General features: G+C 69.1%; 9 protein-coding genes and 3 pseudogenes. 10 read left to right on the top strand and 2 right to left on the bottom strand.

Annotated elements, in window-relative coordinates; translation table 11 throughout:
- Positions 1–69: 69 nt before the first annotated feature.
- From IH09_RS10225 to IH09_RS10205, 5 genes and pseudogenes are all read left to right on the top strand, one after another.
- Positions 70–1,698 (top strand): peptide ABC transporter substrate-binding protein, encoded by a 1,629-nt coding sequence (locus IH09_RS10225; protein ID WP_052855822.1) that lies wholly within the window; start codon positions 70–72, stop codon positions 1,696–1,698.
- Positions 1,699–1,865: 167 nt separating this feature from the next.
- Positions 1,866–2,789 (top strand): ABC transporter permease, encoded by a 924-nt coding sequence (locus IH09_RS10220; RefSeq protein ID WP_052855821.1) that lies wholly within the window; start codon positions 1,866–1,868, stop codon positions 2,787–2,789.
- Complete coding sequence (locus IH09_RS10215; protein ID WP_052855820.1) at positions 2,782–3,726, top strand: ABC transporter permease; 945 nt, start codon at positions 2,782–2,784, stop codon at positions 3,724–3,726. The genes IH09_RS10220 and IH09_RS10215 overlap by 8 nt, the downstream gene beginning before the upstream one ends.
- An 11-nt stretch (positions 3,727–3,737) precedes the next feature.
- Positions 3,738–4,668 (top strand): annotated as a pseudogene (locus IH09_RS10210) (ABC transporter ATP-binding protein).
- Positions 4,661–5,461, top strand: a complete 801-nt coding sequence (locus tag IH09_RS10205) for an ABC transporter ATP-binding protein (RefSeq protein ID WP_052855819.1) — start codon at positions 4,661–4,663, stop codon at positions 5,459–5,461. Before IH09_RS10210 ends, IH09_RS10205 begins: the two are co-directional and overlap by 8 nt.
- A gap of 101 nt (positions 5,462–5,562) precedes the next feature.
- On the opposite strand, the gene IH09_RS10200 is transcribed toward IH09_RS10205, so the two are convergent.
- The gene (locus IH09_RS10200) at positions 5,563–8,061 is read right to left on the bottom strand and encodes an ATP-dependent Clp protease ATP-binding subunit (protein WP_052855818.1); all 2,499 of its coding nucleotides are present in this window, start codon (positions 8,059–8,061) and stop codon (positions 5,563–5,565) included.
- A gap of 269 nt (positions 8,062–8,330) precedes the next feature.
- Here IH09_RS10200 and IH09_RS10195 point away from each other — a divergent pair, with 269 nt between their 5' ends.
- From IH09_RS10195 to IH09_RS10175, 5 genes and pseudogenes are all read left to right on the top strand, one after another.
- Positions 8,331–9,956: a peptide ABC transporter substrate-binding protein gene (locus IH09_RS10195; RefSeq protein ID WP_052855817.1), complete on the top strand. Its 1,626-nt coding sequence runs from the start codon at positions 8,331–8,333 to the stop codon at positions 9,954–9,956.
- A gap of 52 nt (positions 9,957–10,008) precedes the next feature.
- The gene (locus IH09_RS10190; protein ID WP_052855816.1) at positions 10,009–10,932 is read left to right on the top strand and encodes an ABC transporter permease; all 924 of its coding nucleotides are present in this window, start codon (positions 10,009–10,011) and stop codon (positions 10,930–10,932) included.
- Positions 10,925–11,902 (top strand): ABC transporter permease, encoded by a 978-nt coding sequence (locus IH09_RS10185; RefSeq protein WP_052855815.1) that lies wholly within the window; start codon positions 10,925–10,927, stop codon positions 11,900–11,902. Before IH09_RS10190 ends, IH09_RS10185 begins: the two co-directional genes overlap by 8 nt.
- A gap of 11 nt (positions 11,903–11,913) precedes the next feature.
- A pseudogene (locus IH09_RS10180) lies at positions 11,914–12,739 on the top strand (ABC transporter ATP-binding protein).
- 108 nt (positions 12,740–12,847) lie between these two features.
- A pseudogene (locus IH09_RS10175) lies at positions 12,848–13,486 on the top strand (oligopeptide/dipeptide ABC transporter ATP-binding protein); the annotation flags it as partial.
- Positions 13,487–13,501: 15 nt separating this feature from the next.
- On the opposite strand, the gene IH09_RS36885 reads toward IH09_RS10175, so the two are convergent.
- On the bottom strand, positions 13,502–13,795 hold a 294-nt coding region (locus IH09_RS36885), incomplete at its 5' end, for a zinc ribbon domain-containing protein (RefSeq protein ID WP_190233249.1).

The following is a 13,795-nucleotide window of genomic DNA, read 5'->3' as shown; positions in this document are numbered from 1 at the left end:
CTGTCAGGGGTGTCAGCCGCGACCGGTCCCTTTCCATGTGCAGTTATGGACTCATGAGGAGGCAGTCCCATGCGCGGTGCCAAGAGCGCCACCTGGGTCGCAGGAGCGATAGTCGTGGCCCTGGGGGCCACGGCCTGTGGCGGCGGCAGCAGCAGTTCGAGCGCCGAGGCCGGCGTCGTCCGGGCCAACTGGGGCGATCCGCAGAACCCGCTGGAGCCCGCGAACACCAATGAGGTGCTCGGCGGCAAGGTTCTGGACATGATCTTCAGCAACCTGAAGCGGTACGACCCCAAGACCGGAGAGGCCAAGAACGCCTCCGCCGAGTCGATCGAGTCCAAGGACCAGCAGAACTTCACCATCAAGGTGAAGAAGGGCCTGAAGTTCTCCAACGGCGAGCCCGTCACCGCCCAGTCCTTCGTCGACGCGTGGAACTACGGTGCGCTGAGCACCAACACGCAGAAGAACTCGTACTTCTTCGCCGACATCGAGGGTTACGACAAGGTCGCCCCCGCCGAGGGCAAGCCGACCGCCAAGACCCTCTCCGGGCTGAAGGTCGTCGACGACCACACCTTCACGGTCAAGCTCAACCAGAAGCTCTCGACCTGGCCGGTCCGCCTGGGCTACAACGCCTTCGCGCCGCTGCCGAAGATGTTCTTCGACAAGCACGACGAGTACCTCGCCAAGCCGGTCGGCAACGGCCCGTACGCCGTGGAGTCGTACGACAAGGGCAAGCAGATGAAGCTTGTCCCGAACAAGAACTTCACCGGTGAGAACAAGCCGCAGAACAAGGGCGTGCTGCTCAAGGTCTACACGGACTCCAACGCCGCGTACGCGGACCTCCAGTCCGGCAACCTCGATGTCAACGACGACATCCCCGCCGAGCAGATCAAGAACGCCAAGTCGGACCTGAAGGGGAACTACCTCTCGCAGCCGGCCGGCATCATGCAGGCGGTCACCTTCCCGCTCTACAAGGCGGAGTGGAACAAGGACGGTATGGAGAAGGTCCGCAAGGGCCTGTCCATGGCGATCGACCGCAAGGCCATCACCGACAAGGTCTACAACGGCACCCGCACCCCCGCCACGGACCTCACCTCGCCGGTGCTCGGCGACGCCAACGGATACAGCAAGGACGTCTGCGGCGACACCTGCACCTACAACCCGGCCGAGGCCAAGAAGCTCATCGCCGAGGGCGGTGGCATCCCCGGCGGGAAGATGACCATCTCCTACAACGCGGACAAGGACTCCCACAAGCAGTGGGTGGACGCGGTCTGCAACAGCATCAACAACGTGGTGGGCGACGACAAGGCGTGCGTCGGCAACCCCGTCGGCACCTTCGGTGACTTCCGCAACCAGATCACCAAGGGCGAGATGGCCATGCCGTTCCGCGCCGGCTGGCAGATGGACTACCCGCAGATCGAGAACTTCCTCACCCCGCTGTACGCCACGGGCGGCGCGTCCAACGACGCCAAGTTCAGCGACCCGAAGTTCGACGAGCTGCTCAAGCAGGCCGGCGCCGAGGCGGACACCAAGAAGGCGACCGACCTGTACAAGCAGGCCGAGAAGGTCGTCCTCGACAAGGTCGTGAGCATCCCGCTCTGGTACCAGAACGGCACCGCCGGCTGGTCCGAGAAGGTCTCCGACGTGCACATCAACGCCTTCAGCCTCCCGGTCTTCACCGACATCAAGGTCAAGAGCTGACCCGACGCAGCTGCCCCTGAGGCGGTCGGCCCACCACCCGGCCGCCTCTTGAGCGGGGCGCAGAACTCAACCGCTCACGGCGGCGGGGGCAGCCGGAAATCCGGGACCGGACCATGCGGTCCGACCGGTTCCGGCTGTCCCCGCGTCGGCGCTTTTCTGGAGGACACATGGGGCGCTACGTCATACGACGACTGCTCCAGATGGTGCCCGTCTTCATCGGCACCACTTTTTTGATCTTCGTCATGGTCTACGCACTCGGCGATCCGGTCGCGGCCATGTTCGGAGACCGGACCCCGGACCCGGCCACCGCCGCGCAGATCCGGGAGTCCCTGCACCTGAACGACCCGCTGTGGAGCCAGTACCTCCAATACATGGCGGGCATCTTCCAGGGCGACTTCGGTACGGCCTTCAACGGCACCCCGGTGGCCGAACTGATGGGCTCGGCCTTCCCCAACACCGTCAAGCTGACCCTGGTGGCCTTCGCCATCGAGGTCGTGGTCGGTGTCGGGCTCGGCGTCGTCGCCGGTCTGCGCCGCGGTCGGTTCGTGGACACCGGCGTCCTGGTCTTCACCCTGCTGGTGATCTCGATCCCGACGTTCGTCACCGGCTACCTGCTGCAGTACTTCGTCGGCGTGAAGCTCGGCTGGGCCGCACCGGCCGTCTCGGTCGACGTACGGCTCGACGAGCTGATCCTGCCCGGCATCGTGCTGGCCGGTGTCTCGCTCGCGTACGTGGCCCGGCTGACCCGGACCTCCATCGCCGAGAACATCCGCTCCGACTACATCCGCACGGCCACCGCCAAGGGCCTGCCGCGCCGCCGCGTCGTCGGTGTCCACCTGCTGCGCAACTCGCTGATCCCGGTGATCACCTTCCTCGGTACGGACATCGGCGCCCTGATGGGCGGCGCCATCGTCACCGAGCGGATCTTCAACATCCAGGGTGTCGGCTACCAGCTCTACCAGGGCATCCTGCGGCAGAACTCCCCGACGGTGGTGGGCTTCGTGACCATCCTCGTGGTCGTCTTCCTCGCCGCCAACCTGATCGTCGACCTGCTCTACGCGGTCCTGGACCCGAGGATCCGTTATGCCTGAGATGACCGAACCGGTCGCCGCGGCCGCCCCCCAGGGCGCCGCCGGCACCGACCCGCAGCCGGGCCCGGCCAACGGCCCCGACAAGCAGGCCAAACCGCGCAGCCTGTGGGGCGACGCCTGGCGCGATCTGCGCCGCAACCCCATCTTCTACATCTCCGCGGTGCTGATCCTCTTCCTGATCGTCATCTCCCTCTGGCCGAGCCTGCTGACCAGCACCAGCCCGTACGCCTGCGACCTCGCGCACTCCAAGCAGGGCCCGAGCGCCGGCCATCCCTTCGGCTTCAACACCCAGGGCTGCGACGTCTACGCGCGTACCGTCTACGGCGCCCGCGCCTCGGTCACCGTCGGCATCTGCACCACCGTCCTCGCCGCCGTCATCGGCTGCCTCTTCGGCGGACTGGCCGGATTCTTCGGCGGCTGGTGGGACTCGCTGCTCTCCCGGATCGGCGACATCTTCTTCGGCATCCCGATCCTGCTCGGCGGCATCGTCTTCCTCTCCGTCATCAGGGGCGGCTCGGTCTTCACCGTCGTGCTGCTGATGGCGATCCTGGGCTGGCCGCAGATCGCCCGTATCGCCCGCAGCGCGGTGATCACCGCCAAGCAGCAGGACTACGTCCAGGCCGCCCGCGCCCTCGGCGCCGGTACGCCCCGGATGCTGCTGCGGCACATCGCGCCCAATGCGCTGGCGCCGGTGATCGTCGTCGCGACCATCGCGCTCGGTACGTACATCTCGCTGGAGGCGACGCTGTCGTTCCTCGGCGTCGGCCTCAAGCCGCCGACGGTCTCCTGGGGTATCGACATCTCCTCGGCCGCCACCGAGATCCGCAACGCGCCGCACATGCTGCTCTACCCGGCCGGTGCGCTGAGCCTGACGGTTCTGGCGTTCATCATGCTGGGCGACGCGGTGCGCGACGCCCTCGACCCCAAGCTGCGCTGAGGGAGGCGTACGTGACCAGCAACAGCAAAACCTCCGGCGGGCCCGCCCCGCGTCCGGCCGACGAGCACGGCGCCCCGCTGCTCGAAGTCCGCGATCTGCACGTCGAGTTCCACACCCGGGACGGCGTCGTCAAGGCCGTCAACGGCGTCAACTACAGCGTCGCGGCGGGCGAGACGCTCGCCGTGCTGGGCGAGTCCGGCTCCGGCAAGTCCGTCACCGCGCAGGCCGTGATGGGCATCCTCGACATGCCCCCGGCCAAGATCCCGCAGGGCGAGATCCTCTTCCGCGGCCAGGACATGCTGAAGATGTCCGGCGAGGCGCGCCGCAAGATCCGCGGCGCCAAGATCGCCATGATCTTCCAGGACGCGCTCTCCTCCCTGAACCCGGTGCTCTCCGTCGGCTACCAGCTCGGCGAGATGTTCCGCGTCCACCAGGGCATGTCCAAGAAGGACGCCACCGCCAAGGCCATCGAGCTGATGGACCGCAGCGCATCATGATCGCGATGGCGCTGGCCCTGGAGCCGGATCTGATCATCGCGGACGAGCCGACGACGGCCCTCGATGTGACCGTCCAGGCGCGATGGGCCTGATCCTGATCACGCACGACCTCGGGGTGGTCGCGGACGTCGCCGACAAGATCGCGGTGATGTACGCGGGCCGGATCGTCGAGACCGCACCGGTGCACGAGCTCTACAAGAACCCGGCGCACCCGTACACCCGCGGTCTGCTCGACTCCATCCCGCGCCTGGACCACAAGGGCCGGGAGCTGTACGCGATCAAGGGCCTGCCGCCCAACCTCCTGAACGTCCCGCAGGGCTGCGCCTTCAACCCGCGCTGCCCCAAGGCCCAGGACATCTGCCGTACCGAGCTGCCGCCGCTCGCCGAGGTGGCCCCCGGCCGGCAGAGCGCCTGCCACTTCTGGAAGGAGACGGTCAATGGCTGAGCCGTCCCAGCGGGCCGCGGACGACCGCGAGCCGATCCTCCAGGTCCGCAACCTGGTCAAGCACTTCCCGCTCACCCAGGGCGTGCTCTTCAAGAAGCAGGTCGGCGCGGTCAAGGCCGTCGACGGCATCTCCTTCGACCTCTACCGGGGCGAGACCCTCGGCATCGTCGGCGAGTCGGACCTCCTCGACGTCGTCGGCCTCAACCCCGAGTACGTCAACCGCTATCCGCACCAGTTCTCCGGCGGCCAGCGCCAGCGCATCGGCATCGCCCGCGGCCTGGCGCTCAACCCCGAGATCATCATCTGCGACGAGCCGGTCTCGGCCCTGGACGTCTCCGTCCAGGCGCAGGTCATCAACCTGATGGAGAAGCTCCAGGACGAGTTCACGCTCTCCTACCTCTTCATCGCGCACGACCTGTCGATCGTCCGGCACATCTCCGACCGGGTCGGGGTCATGTACCTCGGGCGGATGGCCGAGATCGGTACCGACGAGCAGATCTACGACCACCCGACCCACCCGTACACCCAGGCGCTGCTCTCCGCCGTCCCGGTGCCCGACCCGGAGGCCCGCGAGGGTCGCGAGCGGATCATCCTCACCGGCGACGTCCCCTCCCCGGCCAACCCGCCGTCGGGCTGCCGCTTCCGCACCCGCTGCTGGAAGGCCGAGGAGAAGTGCGCGACGGAGACCCCGCTGCTGGCGGTCCCGGAGCGGTTCCGGGGCACCTCCACCCCGGCCGCGCACGAGTCGGCCTGCCACTTCGCCGAGGTGAAGGACGTGGTGGGGGCGGCGTAGGAGTGGTGGCCACGGCGTACGCACCGCCGTGGGCAGCCGTCGCGCGGGCGCCCGGGACCCTGTGGTCCCGGGCGCCTGTGTGTGCTCTCCGGGAGACGGGGTCAGTCCGTCGGTTCCGCCGCGCCGCTCGCGCTCTCCGCACCGTCGGGGCTGTCCGCACCCTCCTTCGCGTCCAGCGTCAGCGCCAGTTCGCCGTCCTTGACGTCGGCGACGACCGTGTCGCCGGGGTTCAGCGTGCCGTCCAGCAGCATGCTGGACAGCCGGTTGTCGAGCTCGGTCTGGAGGGTGCGGCGCAGCGGCCGGGCCCCGAACTCGGGCCGGTAACCGCGGTTGGCCAGCCACTCCTTGGCGGTCTCGGTGACCTGGAGGCCGATGTGCTGGGCGTGCAGCCTGCGCCGGCTGCGGTCCAGCAGGAGGTCGACGATCCGCACCAGATCCGCCCGGGTCAGGGCGTGGAAGACGATGACCTCGTCGATGCGGTTGAGGAACTCGGGGCGGAAGTGCGCCTGCAACTCGGCCATCAGGTCTTCCCGGATCTCGTCGACCGCCCCGTGGTGGTCCAGGATCCGCTTCGAGGCGATGTTGCTGGTCATGATGACCACGGTGTGGCGGAAGTCGACGGTGCGCCCCTGCGCGTCGGTGAGCCGCCCGTCGTCCAGGACCTGGAGCAGCAGGTTGAAGACGTCCGGGTGGGCCTTCTCGACCTCGTCGAACAGCACCACGCTGTACGGCTTGCGGCGCACCGCCTCCGTCAGCTGGCCCGCCTCCTCGTAGCCGACGTAGCCGGGCGGTGAGCCGACGAGCCGGGAGACGGTGTGCTTCTCCTGGAACTCGCTCATATCGAAGCGGACCATCCGGTCCGGGTCCCCGAAGAGCAGCTCCGCGAGCGCCTTGGCGAGTTCCGTCTTGCCGACACCCGTGGGGCCGAGGAAGAGGAAGCTGCCGGTGGGCCGGTCGGGGTCGCCCATCCCGGCCCGGCCGCGGCGCACGGCCTGGGACACGGCGGTGACCGCCTCGTCCTGGCCGACCACCCGCTCGTGCAGGGTCTCCTCCAGCTTCATCAGCCGGTGGCGTTCGGTCTCGGTGAGCTGCGCGAGCGGAATGCCGGTGCGCGCGGAGAGCACCTCGGCGATGTCCTCGGCGGTGACGCTGCGCACCTGCTCCTGCTCCGTGCCGACCCCGGCGAGGTCCTCCGCCGCCTGCTGGATCTGCTCCTTGAGCCGGCCGGCGCGCTCGTAGTCCTCGGTGCTGACGGCCTCGTCCTTCTCCCGGCGGAGCTTGGTCAGGCGCTCCTCCAGGTCCGTGGCCTCGGCGGGGCCGGCCAGACTGCGCAGCCCCACCCGGGCGCCGGCCTGGTCCATGAGGTCGATGGCCTTGTCGGGCAGGAAGCGGTCGCTGACATAGCGGTCGGACAGGGCGGCCGCGGCGTCCAGCGCCTCGTCGGTGAAGCGCACCTGATGGTGTGCCTCGTAGGAGTCGCGCAGCCCGCCCAGGATCTCGACGGTCTCCTCGACGCTGGGCTCGGGCACCATCACCGGCTGGAAGCGGCGCTCCAGCGCGGCGTCCTTCTCGATGTGCTTGCGGTATTCGTCGATGGTGGTCGCGCCGACGACGCTGAGGTCGCCCCGGGCGAGGGCGGGCTTGAGGATGTTCCCGGCGTCCATGGCGCCCTCGCCGCCGCTCCCGGCGCCGACGACCGTGTGCAGTTCGTCGATGAACAGAACGACGCCCTTGCGGGACTCGGTCACCTCGTCGATCACCTTCTTCAGCCGCTCCTCGAACTCGCCCCGGTACTTGGACCCCGCGACCAGACCGGCGAGGTCGAGGGCCACCACCCGGCGGTCCCGCAGGGACTTGGGCACCTCACCGGCGACGATCCGCTGGGCCAGCCCTTCGACGATGGCGGTCTTGCCGACGCCGGGGTCCCCGATGAGCACCGGGTTGTTCTTCGACCGGCGGGAGAGCACCTCGATGGTCTGCTCGATCTCCGCCGCCCGGCCGACCACCGGATCGAGCCGTCCGCCGCGTGCCTCATCGGTGAGATCACGCCCGTACTCGTCGAGGGTCGGCGTGGTGCCGTGCCCGCCCGCCGCCGGCTCCGGCCCGCTCAGCGCACCGGGGGCGGCCCCGTCGGTCCCCCTCGCGTGTGCGAGGGGGGAACGGGGGTCGTCCAGCAGCGCGGCGAGGATGTGCTCCGGACCGATGTACGAGGCGCCCGCCGCCTGGGAGCGCGCATGGGCGGCGAGCAGCGCGCGTTTCGCGGCCGGGGTGAGCGCGGGCTCCCCGGTGCCGGTGCCCGCGGGCAGGGCCTGGCGCACCTCCCCGGCCAGCTGGTCCGGGTCCGCGCCGGCCTGCTCCAGCACCTGCCGCGCGACCGGTGACTGGGTGGCGGCCCACAGCAGATGGACGACATCGAGGTCGGACCCGTCCGCGGCGGCCCGGCTGCCGGCCGCCGCCAGCAGTTCCTGCGAGGAATCGCTGAGCAGCCGCCCGATGGGCACGCGCTGCACGGCCGGTGGCGAGGCCGCCGGGCTCGTACCGAAGAAGCGGTTGAAGAGATCGGAGAACGGGTCGCCGGACCCGAAGGGCGAGGTCGTCATGGGGACACCCATCCGGCGGGCGGGACGACAGCTGTGTGCCGCCCGCCGTAGTCGATTGCCCGTACCCGGCCATTGTTCGACGGGCGGCCCCGGTGTGCGACCGGAAGGGTGTACGGCGGCGCGGTCGCCGGTGGCGGCCGATCGGGCATCCGGGCGGTTTCTCCGAGGGCCGGAGCAGCGGCGGTCGCCGCCGGAGTGCGTGAGGTCACCCTGTGCGTTCTCATAGCGCCTAAGCGCAACCGCGCACCCGGACCTGAGGAGGCGCTGCCATGCGGAGAACCTCGCGCGCGAAGTGGGGCGTCTGGGTGGCGGCGGGCGCCCTCGCGGCCGCCGCCTGCGGCGGCGGGGGGACGAGCGGTTCGGACGGCGCCGGGATCGTCAGCGCCTCCTGGGGCGATCCGCAGAATCCGCTGGAGCCCGCCAACACCAATGAGGTCCAGGGCGGCAAGGTCCTGGAAATGCTCTTCCGGGGGCTCAAGCGGTACAACCCGAAAACCGGCGCCGCCGAGAATGTCCTCGCGGACCGGATCGATACGAAGGATTCGCAGAACTACACCGTGAAACTGAAGGACGGCTGGACCTTCAGCAACGGGGAGAAGGTCACCGCGAAATCGTTCGTGGACGCCTGGAACTACGGCGCGCTGCTGGACAACAAGCAGAAGAACGCGGCGTTCTTCCAGTACATCGACGGATTCGACCAGGTGCACCCGGAGAGCGGCACGGCGAAGGCGAAGACGCTGTCCGGGCTGACGGTGCGGGACGACCGGACCTTCACGGTGAAGCTCCACCAGAAGTTCTCCAGCTGGCCGGACACGCTCGGCTACTCGGCCTTCATGCCGCTGCCGCGGACGTTCTACTCGAAGCACGCCGAATGGCTGAAGCAGCCGGTCGGCAACGGGCCGTACACCGTGGCGTCGTACACCAGGGGCTCCGTTCTGAAGATGCGCAAATGGGACGGTTACCCGGGGCCGGACAAGGCGCAGAACGGCGGGATCGACCTGCGGGTCTACACCGACAACAACACCGCCTACACCGATCTCCAGGCGGGCAATCTCGATCTCGTCGACGATGTGCCGGCCGCCCAGCTCAAGAATGTCAAGACCGACCTCGGAAAGCGCTATATCAACCAGCCCGCCGGGATCATCCAGACGCTCACCTTCCCGATGTACGACGCGGACTGGGGCGGCGCGGGAAAGGAGAAGGTGCGGCGCGGTATCTCGATGGCGATCGACCGCGCGCAGATCACCGAGGAGATCTTCCAGAAGACGCGGACGCCCGCGACGGACTGGACCTCACCGGTGCTGAAGGCGGCGGGCGGCTACAAGGCGGGGCTCTGCGGTGACGCCTGCGTCTTCGACGCGGCCAAGGCCAGACAGCTGGTCAAGGAGGGCGGCGGGCTGCCCGGCGGGAAGATGACCATCACCTACAACGCCGACACCGGGTCGCACAAGGACTGGGTGGACGCGGTCTGCAACAGCATCAACACCTCGCTGGACAACGACAAGGCGTGCGTCGGCGCCCCGGTCGGGACATTCGCGGACTTCCGCAACAGGATCAGCCGGAAGCAGATGTCCGGCCCGTTCCGCGCCGGCTGGCAGATGGACTACCCGCTGATCCAGAACTTCCTGCAGCCGATGTACTACACCAACGCCTCCTCCAACGACGGAAAATTCAGCAACGCCGGCTTCGACAAGCTCGTCAACGAGGCGAACGCCGCGACGGACAAGAGCGCGGCCATCGCGAAGTTCCAGGACGCCCAGAAGATACTGGCCGCGCAGATGCCGACCATTCCGCTCTGGTACCAGAACGGCAGCGGCGGCTATTCCGACCGGATCAGCAATGTGTCGCTGAACCCGTTCAGCGTGCCCGTCTACAGCGACATCAAGGTCAAGTGACGGAAAGGGCCCTCGGCGCCCCACCGACCGTTCCCCAGAACCCGGAGCCCTCATGGGACGCTATGTGATCCGGCGGCTGCTCCAGATGATCCCGGTGTTCATCGGCAGCACGTTCCTGATCTTCCTCATGGTGTACGCGCTGGGCGATCCCGTGGCCGCGATGTTCGGCGACCGGGCCCCCGACCCCGCCACCGCCGCCCAGATCCGCGCCGATCTCTATCTCGACCAGCCGCTGTGGAAACAGTATCCGCACTACATGGCGCAGATCTTCCAGGGGAATTTCGGCACCGCGTTCAACGGCCAGCCGGTCACCGAACTCATGGCGACGGCCTTTCCCGTCACCCTGCGGCTCACACTCATCGCCGTCTTCATCGAAATGGTCGTGGGCATCGTGCTGGGGGTCTTCAGCGGGCTGCGGCGGGGGCGGGGCATCGACACCACCGTTCTGGTGTTCACCCTGGTCGTGGTCTCCATCCCGACCTTCGTCAGCGGCTATGTGCTGCAATTCCTGTTCGGGGTGAAATGGCAATGGGCCACCCCCGCCGTCTCACCGGACGCCCCGGTGAACGAACTCCTGCTGCCGGGGCTGGTGCTGGCCCTGGTCTCGCTCGCCTATGTGACCCGGCTGACCCGCACCTCGATCGCGGAGAACGCCCGCGCCGACTACGTCCGCACCGCCGTGGCGAAAGGGCTGCCCCGGCGCCGGGTCGTCACCCGCCATCTGCTGCGCAATTCACTGATCCCGGTCGTCACCTTCATCGGTACCGATATCGGTGCGCTGATGGGCGGCGCGATCGTCACCGAGCGGATCTTCAATATCCACGGCGTCGGATTCCAGCTCTACCAGGGAATCCTCCGGCAGAACTCCCCGACCGTCGTGGGCTTCGTGACGATCCTGGTGCTGGTCTTCCTCTGCGCGAACCTCCTCGTCGACCTCCTCTACGCCGTCCTCGACCCGAGGATCCGCTATGCCTGAGCCGTATGTCCCCGAAGAAGCCGTCACCCACGGCGACGGCGGCACCGCCGCACTGGCCATCGGCGAGGCACAGTCGCTGGCGAAGGCGCCCGGCGCGGGGCCGCCCGGCGGCGCGCCCGGTGCCCGCGCCCGCAGCCTGTGGAGCGACGCCTGGCACGATCTGCGCCGCAATCCGGTCTTCGTGCTCTCCGCGCTGGTCATCGTCTTCCTGGTGATCATCGCGATCTGGCCGCAGCTGATCGCCGACGGCAACCCGTACCGCGCGGATCTGGCCAAGGCGCAGCAGGGCCCGGAGGCCGGCCACCCCTTCGGCTACGACACCCAGGGCCGGGACGTCTACACCCGGGTGGTCTACGGCGCCCGCGCCTCCATCACCGTCGGCGTCTGCGCCACCGCGGGCGCCGCGCTGCTGGGCGGCCTGCTGGGCAGTGTCGCCGGATTCTTCGGGGGCTGGTGGGACGTGCTGCTCTCCCGGCTGGCCGACATCTTCTTCGGCATCCCGATCCTCCTCGGCGGCCTGGTCTTCCTCTCCGTCGTCACCAGCTCCACCGTCTGGCCGGTGATCGGCTTCATCGTGCTGCTGGGCTGGCCGCAGATCGCCCGGATCGCCCGTGGCTCGGTCGTCACCGCCAAACAGAACGACTACGTCCAGGCCGCGCGGGCGCTGGGCGCGGGCAACGGGCGGATGCTGCTGCGGCATATCGCGCCGAACGCCGTCGCACCGGTCATCGTCGTCGCCACCATCGCGCTGGGCACCTACATCGCGCTGGAGGCCACACTCTCCTTCCTCGGCGCGGGCCTCAAACCGCCCACCGTCTCCTGGGGCATCGACATCTCCGCCGCGTCCACCTACGTCCGCAACTCCCCGCACATGCTGCTGTGGCCCGCGGGAGCCCTGAGCGTCACGGTGCTGGCGTTCATCATGCTGGGCGACGCGGTACGCGACGCCCTCGACCCCAAGCTGCGCTGAGGAGCGGGCCGATGACGACCACCACCGACGAGCCGGGGCCGCGCCCCGGACCCGTACCCGCCGACGGGCACGGGGCCCCGCTGCTCGAAGTCCGCGATCTGCGCGTCGAGTTCCACACCCGGGACGGCGTCGCGAAGGCCGTCAACGGCGTCAGTTACCGCGTCGCGGCGGGCGAGACGCTCGCCGTGCTGGGCGAATCCGGCTCCGGCAAGTCCGTCACCGCACAGGCCGTGATGGGCATTCTCGACTCGCCGCCCGGGTACGTCACCGGCGGCGAGATCCTCTTCCAGGGGCGCGATCTGCTGAAGCTCGGCCGCGAGGAGCGGCGCCGGGTCCGCGGCGCGAAGCTGGCGATGATCTTCCAGGACGCGCTCTCCGCCCTGAACCCGGTGCTCTCCGTCGGCGCGCAGCTCGGCGAGATGTACGAGGTCCACCGGAAGATGCCGCGCCGGCGCGCCCGCGACCAGGCCGTGGATGGGCCTGATCCTGATCACGCACGACCTCGGGGTGGTCGCGGACGTCGCCGACAAGATCGCGGTGATGTACGCGGGCCGGATCGTCGAGACCGCACCCGTCCGCGACCTCTACCGGGCGCCCGCCCACCCCTACACCCGCGGTCTGCTCGACTCCATCCCGTGCCTGGACCACAAGGGCCGGGAGCTGTACGCGATCAAGGGCCTGCCGCCCAACCTCACGGCCATTCCGCCGGGTTGCCCCTTCCACCCCCGCTGTCCGCTGGCCCAGGACATCTGCCGCGCCGAACTGCCGCCGCTCGCCGAGGTGGCCCCCGGCCGGACCAGCGCCTGCCACTTCTGGAAGGAGACGCTCCATGGCTGAACCGCCCCGGCCGGCCGCCGGCCCCCGCGAGCCGATCCTGGAGGTCCGCGACCTCGTCAAGCACTACCCCCTCACCCGGGGCGTCGTCTTCCGCAAACAGGTCGGCGCCGTCCGCGCGGTGGACGGGACCTCCTCGACGTCGTCGGCCTCAACCCCGAGTACGTCAACCGCTATCCGCACCAGTTCTCCGGCGGCCAGCGCCAGCGCATCGGCATCGCCCGCGGTCTGGCCCTCCGGCCGAAGATCATCGTCGCCGACGAACCGGTCTCCGCGCTGGACGTCTCCGTCCAGGCCCAGGTCGTCAACCTCCTGGAGCGCCTCCAGGACGAGTTCGACCTCTCCTATGTCTTCATCGCGCACGATCTGTCCGTCGTCCGGCACATCTCCGACCGGGTCGCGGTGATGTACCTCGGCAGGATCGCCGAGACCGGTACCGACGAGCAGATCTACGACCACCCCACCCACCCCTACACCCAGGCGCTGCTCTCCGCCGTCCCCGTCCCCGACCCGCGGGCCCGCGAGGGCCGCACGCGCATCCTGCTGACCGGCGACGTCCCCTCCCCGGCCAATCCGCCGTCCGGCTGCCGCTTCCGCACCCGCTGCTGGAAGGCCGCGGAGAAGTGCGCCGAGGTGGTCCCGCCGCTGGACGTACCCGCCGCGTTCCGCGGTACCGACGGCCCGGCCCGCCACCCCTCGGCCTGCCATTTCGCGGCGGAGCGGCAGGCGGTGGAGAGCGAGCGGACTTGACTTCCGCTCCCCGCTCTAAAGGGCGGGGATTCCTACCATGGTCGTTTGACCGTCTCGGTGGGTTCCTGCTTCACCGCGCTGTGCCGGTACGGGTACCGGTCTTACCTGCGCTCGACAGGCTGACACCGCCAGTCCGGCGGCCTTGGCGACGTTGACCGCCGCGTTGATGTCGCGATCGAGGACGGACCCGCACGCCCCGCACTCCCAGACGCGGACGTGGAGGGGCTTGGGCCCGTCCTTGACGCCGCACACGCAGCAGACCTGTGAGGTCGGCTCGAACCGCCCGATGCGGTGGAAGGACCGGCCGAA

This window comes from Streptomyces celluloflavus (genome assembly GCA_000720995.1).
Lineage (GTDB): Bacteria > Actinomycetota > Actinomycetes > Streptomycetales > Streptomycetaceae > Streptomyces > Streptomyces celluloflavus.
The sequence above is the reverse complement of the archived record's forward strand: the minus strand, read 5'-3'. Positions and strand labels throughout refer to the sequence as shown.